Genomic DNA, 25,052 nt, shown 5'->3' with positions numbered 1-25,052 from the left:
ACAAGTGCATCGGTTCGCTAGCAAAGATTTAAGACGCGGTGGGATGCCGCTCTTATCGAGGATCGAATCATGATCAAATTTGGTACAGGCGGTTGGCGTGCATTTATTGGTGAGGAGTTCACCAAAGATAACGTACGCTTGGTTGCCCAAGCAGTTGCAAACATCACGAATAACGAATCGGTTGCTGATCGCGGTTTTGTGATTGGCTATGACCGTCGTTTTCTTTCCGATAAAGCAGGTCGTTGGTTCGCTGAAGTTCTAGCAGCAAACGGCATTATGGTTAGCTTTATCGACAAATTTGTCCCAACACCTATCGTAATGTTTAAAGCGAAAGAAATGGGCTGCGCATACTCGGCATGTATTACCGCATCACACAACCCTGCCGATTACAACGGCATTAAAGTCTTCATTGAAGGTGGTCGTGACGCAGATGAAATCATCACCCAAAAAATCGAATCACAAATAGACGCGCTCACTGCGCAAGATGTAAAAAGCGTCGACTTTGAACAAGCGGTTGAAGATAAGCTGATTGAAATCATCAATCCGATGAACGAATTCGTTGACTCAATCATCGACTTTATCGACATCGGAGCGATCAAGAAGGCGAATTTACGTGTTTTGATCGACCCAATGTTTGGTGTCGCGAAAAACGCACTGCAAACCGTATTAATCAACGGCCGCTGTGACGTTGATGTGATTAACGATGGCAAAAACCCAGACTTCGGTGGGTTAATGCCTTCGCCAAGCGCTGCAACACTCTACCGTTTGATGCACCTAGTGAAAGAGCAAGGTTACGATATTGGCATCGGTACTGATGGCGATGCGGACCGTCTTGGTATTATCGACGAAAAAGGTAACTTCATTCATCCAAATGAAGTGCTACTGCTGCTTTACTACTACCTACTTGAATACAAAGGCTGGAAAGGCTCCGTGGTACGTAACATCGCAACCACCCACCTTCTCGATAAAGTCGCCGAAGATCATGGCGAGAAATGCTTTGAGGTTCCTGTAGGCTTTAAGCACATCAGCTCCCAAATGGAAGCGGATGACTCACTGATTGGCGGGGAAAGCTCTGGTGGCCTAACCATTCGCGGCCACATCAAAGGTAAAGACGGCGTATTCGCATCAAGCCTATTGGTAGAAATGATTTCAGTAACCGGCAAGAAGCTGTCTGAGTTGCTGGATGAAATCTACGGCAAGTACGGCTATGCCTACATGGCAGAAGGCGATTGCAAGTTCAAACCAGCGCAAAAAGACGTACTGTTCAACAAGATTTATGTTGAAAAGCAGTTGCCTGAGTTCGAGTTTGAAATCGAAAAAGTCAGCTATGAAGATGGTGCGAAAGTCTACTTCAAGAACGGCGGTTGGATCATTGCTCGCTTCTCTGGCACTGAGCCACTGCTACGAATTTTTGCAGAGATGCAAGATAAGGACACTGCGGAACGTGTTCTTCAACAGTTTAAAGACTTCTTGTCTTTATAACTGAACCTTGTGCCCGCTTCGAGCACTATGATGAGAGTCAACGCTGTCTGAAAAGGCGCTCATCAACAGGAGAAGAGCACTTGCCCGGCTCCACAGCCGGGCTTTTTATTGTATGTTGGGAAGTCGTAAACGAGATAGAAAAGATACTCAGGAGCGTTAAGCAAATGCCAGGACGCCTTGCGTTTCAATTTTCACCGCGACGGACTCACCTATATTTAATGCTTGCGAAGCTGTAGCTAACAAACGGTCACCATTCGCGTTAATCACATAACGGCAGTGATCACCCATAAAATGCTGTTCCAATACGGTTACCGAACTATCTTCATCGGATTGAATTTGCACATGCTGCGGTCTTAGCAGTAAAGAGCACTCCGCCTGTACTGGAATATCTTGTTGAGCCGTGGCTTCAACCACGCCCAAGTGGGTTTCATATTCTGAATTCGAAACCCGTTTAGCAGCAAGGTAACTGCCACCACCTAAGAAATCAGCGACAAATTTACTTGAAGGCTGGTAGTAAAGCTCAGATGCTGTGCCATATTGCTCGATGACTCCATTGTTCATCACTGCCATTTTATCGGCGAAAGCAAAAGCCTCTTCACGGCTATGCGTAACAAAAATGGCAGTCACACCTTGGGCCTTAAAAATCTTACGGATCTCACTTATCAACTCATGGCGAACTTGCGTATCAATATTAGAAAACGGTTCATCAAGTAACAATAAGTCTGGGCTGTAAGCTAATGAGCGAGCAATCGCAACACGCTGCTGCTGTCCACCAGACAATTGATGAGGATAACGATCGCCATAACCTTGAAGATGCACGAGTTCTAACATCTCTTGAACTTTGGCATTTTTCTCTTTTGTCGAGCACTGCTTTAAGCCAAAGGCAATGTTTTGCTCCACCGTCAAGTGAGGAAAAAGTGCGTAATCTTGGAAAATCATCCCGATATTACGCTGTTCTGGCGGCAACCAGTTTTCCCCATCATCAATTGTGACGCAATTTAGACTCATTTCGCCTGACGTTAACGGCAATAATCCCGCAACGGCCTTTAATAGTGTTGTTTTCCCACAGCCACTGGCTCCTAGCAAACAGACAATCTGCCCTTGTTCTACCTCAAGAGACAATGATTCGAGTACAGTTTGATCGTCATATTGGCACGTTAGGTTTTTAATTGATAATGCACAGCTCATCAGTGATTTTGCTCCAGTGAACGGTTAACAACAACAAGCGGGATCAACCCAACAAGAACCAACAGAACCGCTGGCAAAGCGGCCAATTCTAAATGCTCATCCGAGGCGAAGTTATAAACGTATGTGGCTAGTGTTTCAAAGTTAAACGGACGAAGTAACAAAGCCGCATTAAGCTCTTTCATCGACTCGATAAACACTAATAAAGCCGCAATCAGTGCACCGCGCTTAACCAGCGGAAAGTGCACGCGCCACAGCATGGCATTGGGCTTACAACCCATAGTGCGCGATGCCATATCTAACGACGGAGAAATTTTATTTAAATTACTTTCGATACTACCAATCGCTACCGCGGAAAAGCGCACAACCATGGCAAATACTAGTGCGAACATGGAACCAGAAAAGATAAGTCCCGGCCTTCCCCACTCCATGGCTTTAGCAACGTCGTTGACACGATGATCCATAAACAGCACAGCGACCATCACACCGATGGCTAGTACCGTTCCTGGTACTGCATAGCCCATAGAAGAAAGACGCATAAATGCCAAGCTTTCTCGTTTACCATTGACTCGATGGGTAAAGTTAACGATCAGTGCGACAGCAACACCAATAATCGCAGCAATAACAGACACAACTAAGCTGTTCCATGCGTATTCACGAAACTCTGAGGTCCAACTCTGCGCAAAATAAGTGATCGCATAATCAATCAGCTGTAGTAGCGGCAAAATAAACGCGACCGAAACCAAGCCCCAGCACCAAACTAGTGCGGTCCACTTTTTCCAGCCCGTCAACTCGTAACGAAAATCTTCGTGACTGTTAAATTGGCTTTGAAAAAGCTTTTGTTTACGGCGGCTGTATCGTTCGGCACTAAGAAGCAGTACTACAATGACGAGCATCATGGCAGAAATCTTGGCTGCCGCATTAAGATTAGAGTACCCCAACCAAGTATCGTAGACCGCTGTGGTTAACGTATTCACCGCGAAGTAACTTACCGTACCAAAGTCACCAATGGTCTCCATTGCGACCAATGATAAACCCACTGCGATAGAGGGTCTTACTAACGGCATCGAGATGCGCCAAAAGCTTTCCCATGGAGAGCACTTGAGCAAACGCGCGCTTTGCAATAAAGAGACATTTTGCTCCATAAACGCAGCCCGGCACAATAAATACACGTAAGGATACAACACCAAAGCTAACACAAAGGTCGCGCCAGGCAACGTACGAATGTCAGGGAACCAATACTCGCCAGGTCCCCATCCGGTTACATCACGCAAAAAGATTTGAATTGGACCAGCAAAATCAAACCAATCAGTAAAAATATAACCAATGATATAACCTGGCATTGCAAGAGGTAGCACCAATGCCCACTGCAACCATTTTTCGGTCGGCAGTTTACACATGGCCATTATCCAAGCGCTTGGAATACCAAGAATTAAGGACAGCACCATTACGCCAACAGTTAGCGCAACCGTGTTAAAAATATAAGTCGGCATGACCGTTGCCATTAAATGAGCAAACAAATCATCCGTTTCACCAATTGCGGTGTAGAAGATCGCTAAGATCGGCAAAACCAGTAGCAGAGTTATTACCCCACTACTGGTTTTCCATAAAGAGTGTTTATCTTTCATCGCCTAATTACTGCAAGGCTGTATGAAATACAAATGCTGTTGCAAATACATCTCATATCCTTTAATCAAATGGGGGTACTGTTATACCCCCACAAGGAATTAAAGGTCAAATTTCACTTCATCTAATAGCTTAATTGCCGCTTCGTGGTTGGCTGCAATATCGTCTAGAGAAAGCTTGTCTGCTTTAAAGTCACCCCAAGATTCCACAAGCTCAGAACGCTTCACGCCTTCTTTAACTGGGTACTCGTAGTTAACTTCTGCGTACATTTGCTGCGCTTTGTCACCCGTTAGGAATTCCATTAGCTTCACAGCATTGTCTTTGTTTGGAGAGTACTTAGCCATCGCCATACCAGAGATATTCACGTGAGTGCCTGTAGTCTCTTGGTTAGGGAAGTTGATGTAAACTGCATCAGCCCAAGCTTTTTGCTCTTTGTCGTTAACCATTTTACCTAGGTAGTAGCTGTTACCCAGAGAAACATCACATAGGCCTTCTTTGATCGCTTTAACTTGTGCACGATCGTTGCCTTGTGGTTTGCGAGCAAGGTTTGCTTTCACGCCTTCTAACCACTCTTTGGTTTCTGCTTCGCCATTGTGAGCAATCATTGCTGAAACTAGAGAAACGTTGTACGGGTGCTTACCGCTACGAGTACAAATTTTACCTTTGAACTCTGGCTTAGCTAAGTCTGCGTAGTTGAAATCTGCGCCTAGTTTACCTACGCGATCACGTGATGAATAAACGCTACGAGAACGTAGAGTTAGAGCAAACCACTCATTCTCTTTATCTTGGTATTGAGCAGGTACGTTTTCTTCAATGATTTTGCTATCGACTTTCTGAACTAAACCTTTGTTTGTCAGTTCAGCTAGACGGCTGATGTCTGTCGTAAGAATAACGTCAGCAGGGCTGTACTCACCTTCTTGAGCTAGCTTTTCTGCTAAGCCTTTTTTAGCAAATTTTACGTTTACTTTGATACCAGTTTCTTTAGTGAACTCATTGAACATAGGTTCAACTAGGAAAGGTTGACGGTAAGAGTAGACGTTCACTTCTTCAGCAGCCATTGCTGTTGGAGCTAGAGTAGCGCAAGTTAGTGCTGAAAGAGTTAGCAGTTTTTTCATTGTTTAATCCTTTACCATGCTAATGATAACGTTTATCAGTTGCGTTATTATATGTATGTTCAATAAGAAGACAATGACGAATATTAAAAAACCTGCTCATCGGAGCAGGTTTTATTGTGTTAAGTGTGTAACCATTTATTACAAGCTAATGATTATTTCACCGTAACAAACTCTGGGTAAGCACCAACACCACAATCATGCATGTCCATACCTTCCATTTCTTCATCTTCTGTAACGCGAATCCCAACGGTCGCTTTCAAGATTGCCCACACAACTAGGCTAGCACCAAATACCCAAGCAAAGATAACTACGGCACCTAAAAGCTGTGCACCAAACGTTGCATCACCGTTGCTCAGTGGCACTACCATTAGGCCGAAGAAACCACACACACCGTGAACTGAGATAGCACCTACTGGATCGTCAATTTTAAGTTTATCTAGAGCAATGATACTGAATACTACTAGTGCACCCGACACCGCACCAATCGCAACCGCGTACAGTGGTGATGGCGATAGAGGGTCTGCAGTGATGGCAACCAAGCCAGCTAGCGCGCCATTGAGGATCATCGTTAAATCGGCTTTACCCCAAGTAGTTTTACAAACGAATAGCGCCGCAATTGCACCAGCAGCCGCTGCTGCGTTAGTGTTTAGAAAGATCTGACCTACCGCTGTAGCATTCTCAAAATCTGAAACCATCAACTGAGAACCACCGTTAAATCCAAACCAGCCAAACCAAAGGATAAAAGTACCCAACGTTGCCAAAGGCATGTTAGAACCTGGAATCGGATAGATTTCACCATTTTTACCGTACTTACCCTTACGCGCGCCAAGCAGTAACACACCAGCAAGAGCAGCAGAAGCACCTGCCATATGTACGATACCAGACCCCGCAAAGTCACTAAATCCAGCTTCTGCTAGGAAGCCTCCACCCCATGTCCAGTAGCCTTCCATTGGATAGATAAACGCAGTTAAAATCGCAGAGAAAATCAAGAAAGACCAAAGCTTCATGCGCTCAGCTACCGCACCAGAAACGACGGACATAGCAGTTGCAACGAAGACAACTTGGAAGAAGAAGTCAGACTCTAAAGAGTGGTCGGCCCCTTCACCTTGAGTACCAATTAGCGTACCAAATGAAGGTAACCAGCCTCCTTCTCCATTATCGACATACATGATGTTATAACCGACAATCAGAAACATCGTGCATGCGATGGCGTACAAACAGATGTTCTTCGTAAGAATTTCTGTTGTGTTTTTAGAGCGCACAAGGCCAGCCTCTAGCATCGCAAAGCCTGCTGCCATCCACATTACCAACGCACCGGAAATGAGGAAGAAAAAGGTGTCAAGTGCGTAACGTAACTCGGTTACTGTTGTTGTTAATTCCATAATAAGTATCTCCAATCCTTTGAATTCTTAAAGTGCTTCTGCGTCCATTTCGCCAGTTCGGATACGCACCGCTTGGTTCAGATCGTAAACAAAAATTTTACCGTCGCCGATTTTTCCGGTTTGCGCAGCTTTTGTAATTGCTTCAACAACGCGATCTACATTGTCTGCGTGAGTCGCGATTTCAATTTTCACCTTTGGTAGAAAATCGACTTGATACTCTGCACCGCGATACAATTCCGTGTGACCTTTTTGACGACCGAACCCTTTAACTTCTGATACTGTCATCCCTTCGATACCGACATCAGCCAATGCTTCTCGTACATCGTCTAATTTAAACGGCTTAATAATGGCATTGATTATTTTCATTGAGTTATCTCCGAAGCTTTCATCCTGAAACACTTCTTATAATCCAATCTACGTGCCAAGTTTTTAAGTTATTGAATAATAAAAACTAACCTCAATTTACATATCTATAAACAAAAAGGGCGCACCATATCGGTGCGCCCTTTTCACAAATTTAAAGCAACGGCAGAGAAGTTACCCAAAACTGTGCATTAAATGTTCAAAAAGTCTTTCCACTGTTCGATAAGTGCCATGAAATCCTCTATCCCACAACTTGCTGTACTTTCTGCATTGTAGAAGTCGAACTCACTTTCCATCTCGACATCATATTCATGGGCTAATGCGTTTTCTTGTACAAGAACTTCGTCGCCCTGAATCATCAAGCTAATTTCCGTGCCTGTAAGGTTATGCTCCTGAGAAGGCGCTGAAAATGACCGCTCAATTAGCTTTTCAACCTGTGCAATCTTCATCGGATCTTTACCAATTTCTTCTTGCAACCAGCGCCCTACAATCTCATGTCCCATGCTACATTTTACGTAGTACTCGCCCATCAACGTGTTACGAATGAATTCAAATTCCACCGAGATTGCCTATTTCGTATCAATTTGGTGCGAGTATAGCGAATTGCTCCCATAAAAAAAGCACCTCATGTGAGGTGCTTTTGAATTGTGCATTTCTGATTATGCCGGTTCTTGGAAGATCACTTCGTCCGCTTTCTTGGTGTATTGATCCATTTTATGGAAGTTCAAGTAGCGGTACGTATCCGTTGCCGTAGCGTCGATTTGCTTCGCGTATTCTAGGTATTCTTCTTTGGTTGGAATCTTACCTAGGATTGCACCTACTGCAGCTAGCTCAGCTGACGATAGGTAAACATTCGCACCAGTACCCAGACGGTTCGGGAAGTTACGCGTTGAAGTCGACATTACTGTTGATTTATCTGCAACACGCGCTTGGTTACCCATACAAAGTGAACACCCTGGCGTTTCAATACGAACCCCTGCACGTCCGAAGATACCGTAGTAGCCTTCTTCAATCAGTTGGTCTTTATCCATCTTTGTTGGTGGCGCTACCCAAAGGCGCGTCGCTAACTGGCCATTGAACTTATCAAGCAATTTACCTGCTGCGCGGAAGTGACCGATGTTCGTCATACAAGAACCGATGAACACTTCATCAATCGCTGTGCCTTGTACTTCAGACAACAAACGAGCGTCATCTGGGTCATTCGGTGCACATAGTACTGGCTCATTGATTTCAGCCATATCGATTTCAATCACATGTGCGTATTCAGCGTCTTTATCTGCTTGCATCAGCTCAGGGTTTGCTAGCCACTCTTGCATTGCAGTAATACGGCGCTCGATAGTACGGCGATCACCGTAGCCTTCAGAGATCATCCACTTCAGCATCACGATGTTAGAGTTTAAGTACTCTTCGATCGACTCTTGAGACAATTTCACAGTACAACCTGCCGCCGAACGCTCTGCAGATGCATCAGAAAGCTCAAATGCTTGCTCAACCGTTAGCGTTTCTAAGCCTTCAATCTCAAGGATACGGCCAGAAAATTCGTTGATCTTACCCGCTTTTTCTACCGTTAGTAGACCTTGCTGAATCGCGTAGTAAGGGATGGCATGAACAAGATCACGCAGTGTAATACCCGGTTGCATCTCACCTTTAAAACGAACCAAGATTGACTCTGGCATGTCTAGCGGCATAACGCCTGTCGCAGCTGCAAAGGCAACCAAGCCCGAGCCGGCTGGGAATGAAATACCCAGAGGGAAACGAGTATGTGAGTCACCACCCGTACCGACAGTATCCGGTAGTAGCATACGGTTTAGCCATGAGTGGATAATACCGTCACCAGGACGAAGAGATACACCACCGCGGTTCATAATAAAGTCCGGAAGTGTATGGTGAGTGTTAACGTCTACTGGTTTTGGATAAGCCGATGTGTGACAGAAAGACTGCATGACAAGATCAGCAGAGAAGCCGAGACACGCCAAGTCTTTAAGTTCATCACGAGTCATAGGGCCAGTAGTATCTTGCGAACCTACTGTCGTCATTTTCGGCTCACAGTAGGTTCCAGGACGGATGCCTTCTACGCCACATGCTTTACCAACCATTTTCTGTGCAAGCGTGTAACCCTTGCCAGAATCTGCGATTTCACCTGGTTTGCGGAATACGTCCGAAGGCTCAAGACCTAGCGATTGACGCGCTTTGTCTGTCAAACCACGACCGATGATCAATGGGATACGACCACCAGCACGAACTTCATCAATCAGTACTTCTGTTTTTAGCGAAAACTCAGCTAGAACCTCACCAGTTTCGTGGTTGCAAACTTTACCTTCATATGGGTAAACATCGATAACATCGCCCATGTTGAGCTTAGTTACGTCAACTTCGATTGGTAGTGCGCCAGCATCTTCCATTGTGTTAAAGAAGATAGGGGCAATTTTGCCACCAAGCACATACCCACCAGCTCGTTTGTTTGGAACGTAAGGGATATCATCACCCATAAACCAAAGCACTGAGTTGGTTGCAGATTTACGTGAAGAGCCAGTACCAACAACATCACCAACGTAAACCAATTGATGGCCTTTGTCTTTTAACTCTTCAATTTGCTTGATCGGGCCAATAGTACCCGGTTGATCAGGGTTTATTCCTTCACGCTCGTTTTTAAGCATCGCCAGTGCGTGTACTGGGATATCAGGGCGAGACCAAGCGTCAGGTGCAGGTGAAAGGTCATCCGTGTTCGTTTCACCTGTTACTTTAAATACGGTTAGAGTGACTTTTTCTTCAAGCTTAGGCTTAGAAAGGAACCACTCAGCATCAGCCCATGATTGAAGTACTTTCTGTGCATGCGCATTGCCTGCTTTCGCTTTCTCTTCTACGTCATAGAAAGCATCAAACATCAGCAGCGTATGAGACAGCGCTTTTACTGCGATCTCTGCCAGTGCTTCATCATCCAATAGCTCAACTAGCGGTTCGATGTTGTAACCACCTTGCATAGTGCCTAGCAGTTCAGCCGCTTTTTCACGACTCACTAATGGTGATTTAACTTCACCTTTTGCTACTGCTGTTAGGAAACCCGCTTTTACATAAGCAGCTTCATCAACACCTGGAGGGATACGGTTTTCAAGTAGGTCAAGAATGACTTCTTCTTCACCTTGTGGGGGATTTTTCAGAAGTTCTACAAGTCCAGCAACTTGTTCTGCGTCTAGCGGTTTAGGAACAACTCCTTCAGCAGCACGCTCTTCGACGTGTTTACGGTAGGCTTCAAGCACGACTTTTTCCTCTCATTGCGGTTCCTCCTCTATTATTACTATTGTTAAAGTAAAGGAGTGAACATCCTTGGAAACTTGGCTCTCCATTGCCCTTGTTTTCATTCAATTATGATTGAGAAACAGCGCCGTAGAGGCCAAACTGTGGGCAAAATAATAGCAAATTTAACCTTAAATTAAAATCTTATCATTTTGACCAACATAGCAACTTACGACTAAAGTTCTGCTAATTTTGACCAAATATGCCAAGTTTTTGCTTTCTCATACCCGATTAATTAAACGATGTTCCTACGATCAAATACACAGCATCCAAATCTTGCTCGGTACGACCGTATGCCAACATTATTGGTCCTATTGGTGAGTCAACACCAAAGAAGATTGAGCCAGCATTGTAAAGCGGCGCTTCGTTTAGTTTCAGATCATTATCAGACCAAACACCGCCATATTCGACCGATGCGCCCAAGTAGACTGGAGCTTCAAACAATCCGAAATCATTATCAAACCACTTATATCGGTACACCAAACTGCTGAAAAATAAGTTCTGTCCGATCAGGCTATTTCTTGGGATTCCCGATAGGCTTAAGAAGCCGCCCAACTCTCTGGGATCAAGCGGTAAAGATGAGTTTTTACTCTCTACAAAACTATATTCAGCATGTCCGACTAAAGTATGACGCTGATGACTCACTGCACCTTTAAATCGTGCAGAGATTTCATACACGGTATCTTCAATAATTTTGTCAGTTTCTAAAAGGCTAACGCCCTGAGGACTTTGATCATGAGACACTAAATATTCGAGATCGACTAAAAGCCCGCGAGTCGGAAATGCGAAATCATCAAGTGTATCTAGGCGATAGTTCGCAAACAGGCCACGACGTTCAAAATCCAATTTACCAGCAGAAGCCAAAGTAGAAAGCTCAATATCTCCGGTAGAGTAGCGAGCGCCAAATCGAAGTTCTTGCCACAATGTGGGTTGGATACCTATCGCTAACTCTGTTGTAAAATCATCGTAAGTGACCGGAAAAAAGTCATTTACTGACTCTAAATCTGGAGCTTGAGGCTCTGTTAAAGGTAAGTTTCGGCTCTCACTACCATAGGAAATTCGCCCCGATACAAAAAGTTCTTGGCTAGATAAAACAGGGGAATACAACTCAGCTTCAATCAGCTTATCCGTGCCCATTTCTACGTTGAACGCCAACTCCGCGCCATGAGAGTTCAAGTTGGTAAAGTTGGTCGATATTCCTATGCCGTACTGGCTATCTGTATCGAAGTCATCTTCAAGAAAAAATCGGAAGTTGAGATAATTAGGCCCCCACGACTTCTCGTTAACATCAAAAACCAACAATGTCTCACCATCCACCTCTTCAAAGTGATAAGTGATGAGCTCGAACCGATCTAACGCGTAGAGGTTTTCAACGGCTTTCTCAATTTCGGCCGTTGAAATACGACGTCCGGTTTCTAATTCAATACGATTCGTCAACAACACATCGCTGTAGTGCGTGTTATTAACAATCACTATGTCATCAACCACACGCTGATCGCCATAAATCAAAGTTTTACGAACTTCTTGTTTGCGATCGATGTATTTTTGATAGTCCGCATTGGACAAGCGCAACCCTTTCAGCTTGTCTTTTAACTGCTTGGTAATATCGTACCCAGCTTGAAAAGCCCAAGGCATTTTGTCGAACTCGACAGTTTCCATGGTGCCCACGTTGGGACGAATATAGATATCTTGAGGTTCAAGCTCGTCCACTTGCTGTTGTGTACTACGACGAACGAGATAGTTAGAGAGTTGGTCCGCGACAGTAAACAGCCCCGTAAATTCATCTTCGGTTTTGTAATCGGTGCTAATATCGACGGCAATAACGACATCAGCCCCCATGGCGCGAGCCACATCGACAGGCATGTTATTGACGACGCCGCCATCAACAAGCATATGGCCATTGAGCTTATAGGGAGGAAGCGCTCCTGGTACAGACATGCTAGCCATCATGGCGTCCACAAGGTAACCATTGCCCAATACGACTTCTTCTAAGGCAAGAATATCAGTCGCAACAGAACGATAAGGAATGGCAAGATCATCAAAAGAATCGAATCGCCCTAAGTTCCCTGTAGTCTCACGCAATACTCGCAACATGTTCTGGCCTTGCACCACACCCGTTGGTGCTCGTACCTCACCGAACCTTAAGCCGAGATCGGTATTAATTTGATAGCGGTCTTCATACTCTTTGTCACGAACTCGACGTTGGCTACGGTCAACACGATCTCGATAACCGCTGCCCCAATCGACGGTGTAGATAAAACTCTCAATTTCATCAGCACTCATCCCCGTGGCATAGAGCCCACCCACATAGGCGCCCATACTGGTACCGGTCACAATATCGACAGGGATCTGCATTTCTTCCAATGCTTTTAAAACCCCAATGTGTGCCGCCCCTTTCGCTCCGCCACCAGCGAGCACAACCGCCACCTTTGGTCGAGGTTCCAAGTCATCCGTTTTTGTTAGAGAGTTTGCGAGGGAAACAGAAGGAGTGATCATCAAAAAGGTACTAACCCAAAGCGCAAAGTTGCGAACCGATGGGCTTGATAACAGCTTTTTGAACATTCACTTCTTCCTTTATTGAATATCTGATCAAGTAGGGCGTGCTAGCAGTACTGTACTAACACGCCCTAATATGTACTAAGAATTAATCAGATAAACAAGCTAATGTTGTTGATTTGGCGATGCTACCAATCAAATATGCTATTTAACCAGTTTGATTTCTTCTCACACTGTTGCTTTATCTGACCGGTTTTATCCCAAACCGGCAGTTTGTAATCACTACGGCAGTTCATTTCTAAACCTCCATCAGATGTAGGCTTGAACCCTAATGTGGTGATTTCTCTTGGCCATGGGAGCTCTAAGCGCTCAGGAATACGCTGCTTCAAGTACTCTGCGTACACTCGTAATGCACCACTCGACCCCGTTAGATTCACGGGTTTATTATCGTCGCGGCCTAGCCAAATTGTCGTCACCTCACGACCATCAACACCGACAAACCAACTATCGCGGTTGTCATTACTGGTACCCGTTTTTCCTGCCAATGCAGCCCAACCAAACTGGCTTTGTAAGAAGCGGCCAGTGCCTTGAGCAACCCCTTGTTTCATCGCGTAGGTCGTTAGCCATGCAGCTTGTTCATCCACGGCTCTTGATGAACGAGGCAAGGATTGATACAGCACATTACCTTCCATATCCATGACTGAGCGCAGAGCGGTCAGTTTTGCACGCTTACCTGAATTCGTCAGAGTCTGATACATCTGTGCGACTTCGAATGGCGTCAAAGAAAACGAACCCAAAAACATCGAAGGCACTGGGCGAATTTCGTCTTTGTTCACGCCCAAACGCTCTAAAGTATTGGAGACTTCAGGAATGCCAAGTGCCATGCCTAAGCGCACGGTCGGTACGTTAAGTGATTTCGCTAAAGCAATGTAAAGTGGCACATCACCACGATATTTTCTATCGTAGTTGCGCGGCGTCCACACGTTACCTTTACTGCTCTTCAGACTTAACGGCGTGTCGTGTAGCGTCGTGCCTAGGTTGTATTTATCCGGTTGTTCTAGAGCCGTTAAGTAAATCGCTGGTTTCACTAAAGAACCAATCGGACGACTGGCATTGAGCGCGCGGTTAAAGCCTTCATAACCGACACGTTTACCACCTACCATCGCACGGATTTCACCACTATGGCGATCAACGGCCACAGCTGCGGCTTCTAACTCTTTACCACCCCGTTTAGCTAGTTCTGGGATCTTTTTCGCGATAGCTTGTTCCATTTTGCTTTGCGATACTGGGTCCAGAGACGTAAATACGCGCAGTCCGGTCTCTGCTTTAAATCGCTCCCCAACTTTTTCTTTTAATTCAATACTCAATTGTTGGAAATAAGCTGGCTGACGGCTCGCAATACGTGGCTTGCTTTGCGTATCGAGTGGACGACTTACAGCTTGTTCATACTGCTCTGAAGTCAACATGTTTTGCTGCATTAACAGGCGCAGAACGAGATCACGACGCTCTTTCGTTCTCTCAGGGTAACGAATTGGGTTGTAGTAAGACGGTCCTTTTACCATCCCAACTAACATCGCCAGCTGATCGATTCGCAACTCCTGGATTGGCTGCCCAAAATAGTAACGCGACGCCAAGCCAAACCCGTGGATCGCTTCACCTCCACTTTGACCTAGGTACACTTCGTTTAGGTAGGCTTCTAAGATACGATCTTTGCTGTAACGGTAATCCAAAATTAGCGCGATATACGCTTCTCGAACTTTACGCCACAGTGTTTTATCACGAGTCAAAAATAGGTTTTTTGCCAGTTGCTGAGTCAACGTACTACCGCCTTGAACAGTACGACCCGCCTTAATGTTCGCAACCAATGCACGTGCAATCGCGAGCGGTGACACCCCGTCATGTTGATAAAAATCCCGGTCTTCGGTCGCAAGCAGTGCATCCACCAAAATTTCAGGGAACTGATCACGACGTAAGAAAAGGCGCTGTTCATCACGGTCTTTCTCCAGCATGCCCAACATCTTCGGTTCTAGGCGCAAGTAACCAAGGTCTCCTCGAGATTCTAAAGACTGAATACGTTGCAAACCGGAATCAGAGAAATGCAGCATAATGTGACGATCCGGCTCGGGACCATCGGCAAACTCGAATGGACGACGAATCAATTCAATCCGAGTGGAAGAAGAGGAATATTCGCCTGGGTAACGAGGTTGACTCACTTTACGGTAATTCAACACATCTAGCTCGTTGCGCAGTTCTTGGATGGTGATATTCTCACCAGGGCTTAGATTCAAGATACGGGCATAAACCACCGTTGGCAGCTCAAACAGCTGGCCTTCAAAGCGTTCTTTCACCACACTATCTAAGTAAATCCCAACAAACAGCAAAACAGCGGCAAGTGCAACTCCAGCTTTCCAGCTAAACGACCACAGAACTTTCAACCACGAACGTTTCTCGTTAGTCGGCTTTTTACTCGGCGTACGTCGAGTCTGTTTTGCGGCTCCTTTATTGGTTGTACTTTTCTTCGCTGGCGCTTTTTTCGCGCTAGGCTTCTTGCTGTCAGTCATTATTCAATTGTCTTTTTGTTTTCGTTGTTGCTACATGATTGGCAGGATCATCAGGCCAAACGTGTTTTGGGTAGCGCCCTTTCATCTCTTTTTGAACGTCTTTGTAGCTTCCGTTCCAGAAAGCCGCCAAGTCCGACGTTACTTGCAATGGACGTTGTGCCGGTGAAAGCAGTTCAAGCACCAAACGCTTGCGGCCAAGAGCCACCGTTGGGGAACCACTCTCCCCAAATACTTCTTGCATACGCACCGATAATATCGGCTCGTGGCCATATTGGTAACGGATACGCTTCTTTGAACCTGTGGGTAGTTGGTAATGCTCAGGTAACCATTCATCCAGTTGTTGATTGAGTGGCCAACCTAATAGAGCATTAAGCGCTTCGACCAAGTTTATCTTGCTCAGGTCTTTAACCGAGCTGACAGACGTCATGTATGGTTCTAACCACTCCTCTAATGAATCCAGCAAACTGGCTTCATCAAACACTGGCCATGACTGCTCAGGTAACCATTCCACCGCACAACGAATCCGAGCCAACAAGCTCTCCGCTGCCGGTGTCCAGTTTAGACTCTGTAAGCCCTGGCGGCGGACATACGTGAGTAAAGCTTGTGTCATTTTTTCTTTGCCCGGGCTTGGCAACGGCTCGCGTTCAACGACCAGCAGACCGAGTTTTGTTTGTCGCTCAGCTATTAGACGGCCTCTTTTTTCATCCCAGTCCACTACTTCTTCAGACGAAAATAGCGTATCAAAGGTCGTTCGCAATATATTGACATCCAATTCACATGCCGAATGAATTTGACTTGAGTTAGAATGAGAACGCATTAAGTCAACGGCAACCAAATACTCACAGCCACCTAGCATGTCTTCCTGACGACATTCTGCACCATGACCATTAGCCAAAGTAAATCGCCCAAATTGATTTGTGCGCTGCTGCGCAATGCGATCTGGAAATGCCAAACTTAACACCAGCGGTAATGCATCTTCATCCACGCCTTTCAGGTCAAATACCGTATCCAATTTGTACGCTAGAGATTGAGCACGCTTGAACAACATCGACTTTTTTGGATGAGTACCAACAAGCCAACGATGCAAGCTATGAGCGATATTGGTAACACTCCTCTCTGGCTCTTCAATCAGTGCGACCGCCGCCAAAGCAGCATTTAACATCTTATCACTGTAAGATTGCGCTTTAATTAGCATCGCAGCCGCACGAGGCTCAACGCCTAGTTCATGCGCCTGTTTTCCTTCGGACGTTAATTGCCCTTTTTCCGTCAGTAGTCCCAATGACACCAATAGCTGCTTCGCTTGTTCCAATGACGCATTAGCTGGAACATCAAGCCACTTTAGATCGTGGATATCACTCGCTCCCCAAAAGGCAAGCTCCATAACTAAACTAGCCAAATCGGAATGCAAAATTTCGGGTTGGGGAACCAGCGGTTGCTGCTTGAACTGGCTTTCAGAATAAAGACGAACACAAATGCCCTCTTCTATTCGTCCCGCTCGTCCTGCACGCTGAATCGCTGAAGACTGTGCAATGCGTGTTTGCTCTAAGCGTGTTAAACCGTTTTTCAAATCAAAGCGGGCAACACGCTCTAACCCAGAATCAACGACGAGGCGAATGCCTTCAATCGTTAGTGAAGTTTCTGCAATGTTGGTCGCTAGAACGACTTTACGCTTACCTTGTTCTGCTGGCGTAATCGCTTTTTGTTGATCTGCAAAGCTCAGTTGACCATAAAGTGGGCATACGTCGATATCATCCGCTAAATGAGACAACCGCTCTTCAACTTGTTTTATGGCACCAACACCCGGTAGGAAAGCTAACAAAGATCCAGACTCTTTGTTCATAAGACTTTCTATTGTTTTTGCCATACTCGTAGGTAAATGCTCGTTCACACCTAACGGCTGGTAGCGCATTGCCACATCAAAGCTGCGCCCTTCAGATTCAATGTAACTGGCTTCTGGCAACAACGATTGTAATGCTTGTTGGTCAAGCGTTGCCGACATTACCACCAGCTTGAGATCGTCTCGCAATGCCTCTTGAACTTCTAAACTGAATGCCAAAGCGGTATCGGCATGAATGCTGCGTTCATGAAACTCATCAAAGATCAGTAGATCAACCCCATCCAGTTCAGGGTCAGTTTGGATCATCCTGGTCATGATCCCTTCGGTCACGATCTCCAGCTGCGTTGCAGAACTTACCTTTGCCTCGCCACGAACTCGATAACCCACGCGTTGACCAACTTGTTCTCCCAATTGCTCAGCAAGATAACGGGCAATGTTACGCGCCGCGAGTCGTCTTGGCTCAAGCATGATGATTTTTCCAGCAACCGAATGATTTAAGAGTAACTGCAAAGGGAAGTAAGTCGACTTACCGGCACCAGGCGCCGCTTTTAAGATCACTTGATGTTGATTTTTGACCGCCGTCAGCAACTCAGGCATCACGGCTTCAATCGGCAATTGTGACAAAGGAAATACCTTATGGTGTAATGGTGGCAACATTGTACATAAAAAATTTTTTGTCTAAATAAGCAAATGCATTTCACACCCGCTTTAGAGTCCGCCACTCTACTCAAACGTTATAAACGCTTTCTTGCCGATATCGAGCTCGATACTGGTGAAATCCGTACAATCCACTGCGCAAATACAGGTGCAATGACGGGTTGTGCAACGCCCGGAAACAAGGTTTGGTTTTCTACTTCCGACAACCCGAAACGAAAATACCCCAATAGTTGGGAGTTGAGTGAGACCGAACAAGGCCACCGTATTTGTATCAACACCGCGCGTGCCAATCAATTAGCCGTAGAGGCTATTGAAAATAATGTCATTTCAGAGCTTTGTGGTTATGACACACTTCAAACTGAGGTGAAATACGGCAATGAAAATAGCCGAATTGATATCTTGCTCAGCGCAGACGACAAGCCAAAGTGCTATATAGAAGTGAAAAGCGTCACTCTTCTTGATGAGACCGACTCTACTGGACAAGGATACTTCCCAGATGCGGTCACGACTCGGGGACAAAAACACCTGAGAGAGCTCACAGAAATGGCACAAAATGGAAGTAGAGCCATACTTTTATTCACTGTTTTACATTCAGGTATTGAAAAAGTATCCGCGGCGCACCATATAGACGCGAAATATTCACTATTACTCAAACAAGCACAAGACGCTGGAGTGGAAGTTCTCTGCTACAAAGCTGAACTGAGCGATACTGGAATGAAGCTGATTTCCGCTATTGATTTTATCAATTAAGAGAAAAAATGATGTCGTCTTCACATTGACGATAACTTTGCGATTCAGTATTTGCTTGCACCGCCTCTTTTTGCTATAGATACCCGCCTTAAATTGACTGCGTAGCAGTTGACTAGGTGTAAGTAGGAGATGCTGTATGCCAGAATCAAAGAAGAAAACGATAGGCATCCTAGCCATTGCCGGCGTGGAGCCATATCAGGAAAAACCTGGTGAAGAGTACATGTCACCAGAGCAGGTTGAACACTTTACGAAAATCTTAACAGCTTGGCGCGACCAGCTAAGAGCTGAAGTGGATCGTACTGTTCACCACATGCAGGACGAAGCAGCAAACTTCCCAGATCCAGTTGACCGCGCCTCTCAAGAGGAAGAGTTCAGCCTAGAACTGCGTAACCGTGACCGCGAACGCCGTTTGATCAAGAAGATTGAAAAGACTTTGGATAAAATCAAAGAAGACGATTTTGGCTTCTGTGAGTCTTGTGGCGTAGAGATTGGCGTTCGCCGTCTTGAAGCACGTCCAACCGCTGACCTTTGTATTGACTGTAAAACACTTGCAGAAATCAAAGAGAAGCAAATGCAAGGTTAATCACCCAGCATTATGATTGTTGAAGGGAGCTCAGGCTCCCTTTTTGTTTTGGCTATCTTCGCACCCTATTTGTTTACTAAATTCGAGATACACGCATGACACGCTATGTAGGTCGATTCGCCCCATCTCCTTCTGGTCCACTGCATTTTGGTTCACTGATTGCCGCTCTTGGCAGTTATTTTCAAGCGAAAGCACAAAACGGAGCTTGGTTAGTACGTATTGAGGACTTAGACCCACCAAGAGAAATGCCAGGTGCAGCGCAACTTATCCTAGAGGCACTCAAGGCCTATCAGCTGCATTGGGATGGAGAAGTGGTATACCAGAGCGAACGTCACGACCTTTACCAAGCTCAAATAAACAAATGGCTCGAAAATGGGGAAGCCTATTATTGCCAATGTACTCGTAAGCAAATTAAAGAGCATGGCGGTTTTTATCCTGGCACTTGCCGCGATAAAAACTTGAAAGACGGCGCGATTCGCCTAAAAATGACCAAGCCTGTCGCTCATTTCCTCGACCAAAAGCGGGGAACCATTACGATTCCAGAGCAACTCGTTAATGAAGATTTCATTATTAAACGTCGAGATGGATTATTTGCTTATAATCTTGCGGTAGTATTGGACGACATCGACCAAGGCGTCACAGAAGTCGTGCGAGGTGCAGACTTAATCGAGCCGACAGGGCGTCAAATTAGCCTGTACCAAATACTTGGTCAGCCTGAAGTTAGCTACTTACATTTACCATTGGCGATGGACAACAACGGCAATAAATTGTCGAAACAAAATCACGCGACGGCTATTGATATAGATACACCAAAACCTACTCTATTGCGCGCCATGACATTTTTAGGTTTCGAGATACCTGAAACCGTAAGGGCGGCCAACATAGAAGATATTCTTCGTTGGGGCTGCGAAAACTGGCGGTTGGAACAGCTTCCAGCAGAGATCGAGATCACACCGTGATTCTCAAATGGCATTGTGTAGGCTATCATTAGCCGCAAATTAGGCCCTAGAGGCGTATAAAACTAACCAAAGCAAGATTGGATTAAACCCAGTTATTGCCAGATGCACATGAATACAAACGACTATACACCAAGCGAACCTGCCACAATTCCAGAGCTCGCTCTCAATGTAATAACTCGTGAAGAGCACAACATTTCGCGTAAGCAGATCAGTGATAATGCGCTGAAGGTACTGTACCGCCTAAATGGTGCTGGTTTCGATGCTTTTCTTGTGGGTGGCGGGGTTCGAGACTTACTGCTTGGACAAAAACCAAAAGATTTTGACATTGCGACCAACGCAACGCCGGAACAGATCAAACAGCTATTTCGTAACTGCCGTTTGATTGGTCGCCGCTTCCGCTTGGCTCATATTATGTTTGGCCGAGACATCATTGAGGTTGCGACATTCCGTGGTCACCACCAAGAGCAAAAGAATAAGAGCATTTCTCAGCAATCAAAAGAGGGTATGCTGCTGCGTGACAACGTCTACGGCACCATCGATGAAGATGCTGAGCGCCGTGATTTCACGATTAACTCGATGTACTACAACATCGCAGATTACTCGATTCACGACTACGCACGTGGTATTGAAGATTTAGAAGATCGCCTAATTCGACTGATTGGTGATCCAGAAACACGCTACCGTGAAGACCCTGTGCGCATGCTGCGTGCGGTTCGTTTCGCGGTAAAACTAGACTTTGATATTGAAGAAGACACCGCAGCGCCAATCGAACACATGGCACCGTTGCTCGGTGACATTCCGTCAGCGCGTCTTTTTGAAGAGTCACTCAAATTATTGCAATCCGGTCATGGCTTAGAAACCTACCACCTACTGCGTGAGTACAACCTATTCCAGCAACTATTCCCGACGATTGCAGCGCACTTTACAGAAGATTACTCCTCTCACACTGAGCAGATGTTGGATCTTGTCCTAGATTCTACCGACATGCGCATCGAAGATGGGAAACGCATCAATCCAGCATTTATGTTTGCTGCAATGCTGTGGTACCCACTGTGTGCGAAAGCCGATGAACTGATGGAAGAGCGCAACTTAGGCCATTACGACGCCATTATGGAAGCGAGCAACATCATTCTTGACGAGCAAGTTCGCACAATTGCCATTCCAAGACGCCACACCGCAACCATTCGCGAGATTTGGCAGTTACAGCTTCGTCTTCCACGACGTAACGGTAAACGTGCATTCCGTCTTATGGAGCTCAATAAATTTAGAGCTGGCTTTGATTTTCTTGAAATGCGCGGTGAAATTGAAGGTGGTGACACTCAGAAGCTTGCCAAGTGGTGGGAAACTTTTCAAAATGCAGGCCGAGAAATGCGTCAAGCAATGGCTGCCGACTTAGACGGTCAATCACCGAAAACAGGCCAGCGCCGCCGTAAAACTTATCGCAAGAAAAAGAGTAAGCCCAAATCATGATTACAGCGTACATTGCGGTAGGCAGTAACTTGGCGGATCCTGTCAGCCAAGCGAAGCAAGCGATTGAAGCATTAAAAACGCTGCCTAAATCAGAGTTTGTTCAAGCTTCTTCGCTATACAGCAGCACGCCAATGGGGCCACAAAACCAACCGGATTACATCAATGCGGTTGTGTCTATTAACACCAGTTTGACGCCTATTGAATTGCTCAATTGCACACAAGCTATAGAGCAAGAACAAGGGCGTGTCCGTAAAGACGAACGCTGGGGACCAAGAACCTTGGACCTCGACATTGTGCTTTATGGCAATGAGGTGATTAATTCCGAGAGGCTGATCGTTCCTCATTATGGAATGAAAGAGCGTGAATTCGTACTCTACCCTCTTGCGGAAATTGCACCAAGTTTACAACTCCCTGATGGGACCGAGGTCTCTGAACTACTGGAACAAGTAGATAGAAACGGCCTCAGTATCTGGCAGTCATAGCCAACTCCTAGTAAGGATAAAACCATGAAAAAAATGACCATCAACGACCTAATCAAGTGGAAGCAAGAAGGTCGTAAATTTGCTACTTCAACCGCTTATGATGCGAGCTTTGCCCAACTGTTTGAAAGCCAAGAAATGCCAGTACTTCTTGTTGGTGATTCTCTAGGTATGGTTTTGCAAGGTCACAACGATACTCTGCCAGTAACGGTCGATGATATCGCTTACCATACTCGTTGCGTACGTGCTGGTAGCCCAAATTGTTTGTTGATGGCAGACATGCCATTCATGAGCTACACCACGCCAGAGCAAGCTTGCGAAAATGCGGCTAAACTGATGCGTGCTGGTGCCAATATGGTAAAAATTGAAGGTGGTGACTGGCTTGTCGACACGGTGAAAATGCTCACTGAACGATCAGTTCCAGTTTGTGCTCATCTTGGTTTAACTCCTCAAGCTGTTAATATTTTTGGTGGTTACAAAATCCAAGGTCGCGATCAAGAAAAAGCAGACCGCATGGTAAAAGACGCATTAGCGCTGCAAGAAGCAGGCGCTCAAATCGTCTTACTAGAATGCGTACCAGCTGAGCTTGCTGAACGTATTACGCAAGTGCTTGACGTTCCTGTTATCGGTATTGGTGCAGGTAACGTAACAGATGGTCAAATTCTCGTAATGCATGATATGTTCGGTATTTCTGCCAACTACATGCCGAAATTCTCCAAAAACTTTCTTGCTGAAACAGGTGATATGCGCAAAGCCGTTACTAAATACATTGAAGATGTAGCCAACGGTGTATTCCCAGACGACGCTCATACCATTGCCTAGAGGATAAATGCATGCAAACTTTTGCGGAAATCTCAGCAGTTCGTGAACACCTTAAAACCTTTAAACGTGAAGGTCGTAAAGTGGCGTTTGTCCCTACCATGGGCAACCTTCACGAAGGCCACTTAACTTTAGTGCGTAAAGCACGCGAATACGCTGATATCGTTGTCGTAAGCATCTTTGTTAATCCGATGCAGTTTGATCGTGCTGACGATTTAAATAATTACCCACGCACGCTAGAGGAAGACTTAAGCAAGTTAACCTCTGAAGGGGTCGATGTGGTATTTACGCCAACACCAGAAGTTATCTACCCAGAAGGTCTGGATAAGCAAACCTTCGTCGATGTCCCTGGCCTATCAACAATTCTCGAAGGCGCGTCTCGACCAGGTCATTTCCGTGGCGTGACGACGATTGTGAATAAGCTGTTTAACATCGTACAACCGGATGTCGCGTGCTTCGGCGAGAAGGACTTCCAACAACTTGCTGTTATCCGCAAGATGGTTGATGACCTAGCAATGGACATTGAAATCATCGGTGTACCAACCGTACGTGAAATGGACGGTTTAGCAATGAGTTCACGCAATGGCTTGCTTACGCTGGACGAGCGTCAACGTGCTCCTGTACTTGCTCGTACAATGCGTTGGATCAGTAGTGCCATTCGCGGTGGCCGCGATGACTACGCATCGATCATCGAAGATGCAAGCGACCAACTTCGAGCTGCAGGTCTGCACCCTGATGAGATCTTCATTCGTGATGCTCGTACATTACAAGTGATCACACCAGAAACGACACAAGCTGTCATTCTGATGTCTGCGTTCCTAGGCAAGGCTCGTCTTATCGATAACCAAACGGTAGATATGGTTGTCGAAGCGAAGGAAGAAGCTGAATCTAACAATACAAACTCAGAGAGCGCAGAGTAAGCTCTGAGTCATAAAAGTAAAAAGGTCGACTCTTAGTCGACCTTTTTTATACTCTACGTATAGACGCAATCTAACCCTTCAGGGCGAGTTTTAAACCGCTTGTGCAGCCACATCCACGCTGGAATATCACGTTTTATCATTTTCTCAAGCTCTTGGTTCAAGATGCTTGCCGCTTTAACCGCATTACGTCTCTCGAAACGCTCGCTAATGTCTTTTCCAATGTACAGCGTGTAATGGTGATTTTTACTCACTGTAACGCCAGATATAACCGCGCACTTTGTTGCATCAATGAGAACACTAGACCCGACGGTACTCGCCGCTTGTTCAACAGCAAAAAACGGCGCAAAAACAGAATGGCTAACGCCATAATCATGGTCGGGCAAATACCAAAGTCGATGACCACTCTTCAGAACTTTGAGCATTGATTTCACGTCTTTTCGATCAATCATTTGATGTCCAAAACGAGTTCGACCTCGATGTTGAATAAACTCATAAGCAGGATTCGAATTTGGGCGATAAACGCCATAGCCTTGGGCAAACTGGCTAAAAATACGAGCGGTTATCTCCAAGTTTAAATGGTGACTGCACACCACCAACACACCACGTCCATTCTTTTCCTCAGCGAGTAAACGATCTTTTCCAACAATAGAGGTTATCCGACGTATCCGCCAATCTGGCCAAAACCAAGCGATACCGGTTTCGATGATCGCCATACCAGTATATTGAAAGTTTTTTCGTACTACGTCCTTACATTGCCAATCCGTAAAATCAGGGAAACACAGCTGGAGATTACGCAGAGCGATCTTGTGTCGGCGCTTCATTACATGCATCGCAATACAGCCGATGTTTCTACCTAAGATTCGCAATACTACGTATGGCAGTACATTAACAAGAATCGCTAAAGACCCAAATGCCAGCCATACAGACCAATATTTGGGCTTAAGTAACTGATAGGAGAAAGGCGGCGGCGGGACAATATTCATAGGATCACTCATTTATTACAAATGATTGAAACCTACCATGATAAAAACCGAAAAATTGTATGGGTATGTATTGTTATGCACGCGAAAGAGC

At 45.6% G+C, this 25,052-nt stretch carries 19 protein-coding genes; 8 read left to right on the top strand and 11 right to left on the bottom strand.

What is annotated here, in order from left to right:
* Positions 1–69: 69 nt before the first annotated feature.
* Positions 70–1,482: a phosphoglucomutase/phosphomannomutase family protein gene (locus R7Q11_RS14975; protein WP_005380053.1), complete on the top strand. Its 1,413-nt coding sequence runs from the start codon at positions 70–72 to the stop codon at positions 1,480–1,482.
* A 156-nt stretch (positions 1,483–1,638) separates the two neighbouring features.
* Here R7Q11_RS14975 and R7Q11_RS14970 read toward each other — a convergent pair whose 3' ends face one another.
* From R7Q11_RS14970 to hrpB, 10 genes are all read right to left on the bottom strand, one after another.
* Positions 1,639–2,670 carry an ABC transporter ATP-binding protein gene (locus R7Q11_RS14970; RefSeq protein ID WP_005380055.1) on the bottom strand — a complete coding sequence of 344 codons (1,032 nt, stop codon included), beginning with the start codon at positions 2,668–2,670 and terminating at the stop codon, positions 1,639–1,641.
* Entirely contained in the window at positions 2,670–4,295 is a 1,626-nt protein-coding gene (locus tag R7Q11_RS14965) for an ABC transporter permease (RefSeq protein WP_005386564.1), read from the bottom strand. The genes R7Q11_RS14970 and R7Q11_RS14965 overlap by 1 nt, the downstream gene beginning before the upstream one ends.
* A 99-nt stretch (positions 4,296–4,394) precedes the next feature.
* The gene (locus R7Q11_RS14960; RefSeq protein ID WP_005386566.1) at positions 4,395–5,408 is read right to left on the bottom strand and encodes a Fe(3+) ABC transporter substrate-binding protein; all 1,014 of its coding nucleotides are present in this window, start codon (positions 5,406–5,408) and stop codon (positions 4,395–4,397) included.
* 152 nt (positions 5,409–5,560) lie between these two features.
* A complete protein-coding gene (locus tag R7Q11_RS14955) occupies positions 5,561–6,790 on the bottom strand; it encodes an ammonium transporter (RefSeq protein WP_005386568.1) in 1,230 nt (409 codons plus the stop codon).
* Positions 6,791–6,817: 27 nt separating this feature from the next.
* Positions 6,818–7,156: a P-II family nitrogen regulator gene (locus R7Q11_RS14950; RefSeq protein ID WP_005386570.1), complete on the bottom strand. Its 339-nt coding sequence runs from the start codon at positions 7,154–7,156 to the stop codon at positions 6,818–6,820.
* Positions 7,157–7,344: 188 nt separating this feature from the next.
* Entirely contained in the window at positions 7,345–7,713 is a 369-nt protein-coding gene (locus R7Q11_RS14945) for a YacL family protein (RefSeq protein ID WP_017635908.1), read from the bottom strand.
* Between the two features lie 99 nt (positions 7,714–7,812).
* The gene (gene acnB, locus R7Q11_RS14940; protein ID WP_005380009.1) at positions 7,813–10,410 is read right to left on the bottom strand and encodes a bifunctional aconitate hydratase 2/2-methylisocitrate dehydratase; all 2,598 of its coding nucleotides are present in this window, start codon (positions 10,408–10,410) and stop codon (positions 7,813–7,815) included.
* Positions 10,411–10,678: 268 nt separating this feature from the next.
* Positions 10,679–13,009, bottom strand: a complete 2,331-nt coding sequence (locus R7Q11_RS14935; RefSeq protein WP_005380018.1) for a patatin-like phospholipase family protein — start codon at positions 13,007–13,009, stop codon at positions 10,679–10,681.
* Between the two features lie 122 nt (positions 13,010–13,131).
* Positions 13,132–15,504: a penicillin-binding protein 1B gene (gene mrcB, locus R7Q11_RS14930; RefSeq protein ID WP_017820402.1), complete on the bottom strand. Its 2,373-nt coding sequence runs from the start codon at positions 15,502–15,504 to the stop codon at positions 13,132–13,134.
* Positions 15,497–17,965, bottom strand: a complete 2,469-nt coding sequence (gene hrpB, locus R7Q11_RS14925) for an ATP-dependent helicase HrpB (RefSeq protein ID WP_005380021.1) — start codon at positions 17,963–17,965, stop codon at positions 15,497–15,499. Before hrpB ends, mrcB begins: the two co-directional genes overlap by 8 nt.
* 66 nt (positions 17,966–18,031) lie before the next feature.
* Between hrpB and sfsA the strand changes: the two genes are divergently transcribed.
* From sfsA to panC, 7 genes are all read left to right on the top strand, one after another.
* Positions 18,032–18,748: a DNA/RNA nuclease SfsA gene (gene sfsA, locus R7Q11_RS14920; RefSeq protein ID WP_017635909.1), complete on the top strand. Its 717-nt coding sequence runs from the start codon at positions 18,032–18,034 to the stop codon at positions 18,746–18,748.
* A 136-nt stretch (positions 18,749–18,884) separates the two neighbouring features.
* Positions 18,885–19,331, top strand: a complete 447-nt coding sequence (dksA, locus tag R7Q11_RS14915; protein WP_005386584.1) for an RNA polymerase-binding protein DksA — start codon at positions 18,885–18,887, stop codon at positions 19,329–19,331.
* A gap of 95 nt (positions 19,332–19,426) precedes the next feature.
* Complete coding sequence (gene gluQRS, locus R7Q11_RS14910) at positions 19,427–20,290, top strand: tRNA glutamyl-Q(34) synthetase GluQRS (RefSeq protein WP_005386586.1); 864 nt, start codon at positions 19,427–19,429, stop codon at positions 20,288–20,290.
* A gap of 102 nt (positions 20,291–20,392) precedes the next feature.
* Positions 20,393–21,760 (top strand): polynucleotide adenylyltransferase PcnB, encoded by a 1,368-nt coding sequence (pcnB, locus tag R7Q11_RS14905; protein WP_005386589.1) that lies wholly within the window; start codon positions 20,393–20,395, stop codon positions 21,758–21,760.
* Complete coding sequence (gene folK, locus R7Q11_RS14900) at positions 21,757–22,242, top strand: 2-amino-4-hydroxy-6-hydroxymethyldihydropteridine diphosphokinase (RefSeq protein WP_017635910.1); 486 nt, start codon at positions 21,757–21,759, stop codon at positions 22,240–22,242. The genes pcnB and folK overlap by 4 nt, the downstream gene beginning before the upstream one ends.
* 24 nt (positions 22,243–22,266) lie before the next feature.
* Positions 22,267–23,061, top strand: coding sequence for a 3-methyl-2-oxobutanoate hydroxymethyltransferase (gene panB / locus R7Q11_RS14895; RefSeq protein ID WP_005386592.1), 795 nt, complete (start codon positions 22,267–22,269; stop codon positions 23,059–23,061).
* An 11-nt stretch (positions 23,062–23,072) separates the two neighbouring features.
* On the top strand, positions 23,073–23,978 hold the full coding sequence (panC, locus tag R7Q11_RS14890; RefSeq protein ID WP_005380005.1) for a pantoate--beta-alanine ligase: 906 nt from the start codon (positions 23,073–23,075) through the stop codon (positions 23,976–23,978).
* Between the two features lie 53 nt (positions 23,979–24,031).
* On the opposite strand, the gene R7Q11_RS14885 is transcribed toward panC, so the two are convergent.
* Positions 24,032–24,961, bottom strand: a complete 930-nt coding sequence (locus R7Q11_RS14885) for a Kdo(2)-lipid IV(A) acyltransferase (protein ID WP_017635911.1) — start codon at positions 24,959–24,961, stop codon at positions 24,032–24,034.
* Positions 24,962–25,052: the final 91 nt, after the last annotated feature.

It is taken from the genome of Vibrio sp. 970, assembly GCF_033339075.1.
This window is presented reverse-complemented; position numbering and strand designations above follow the sequence as displayed.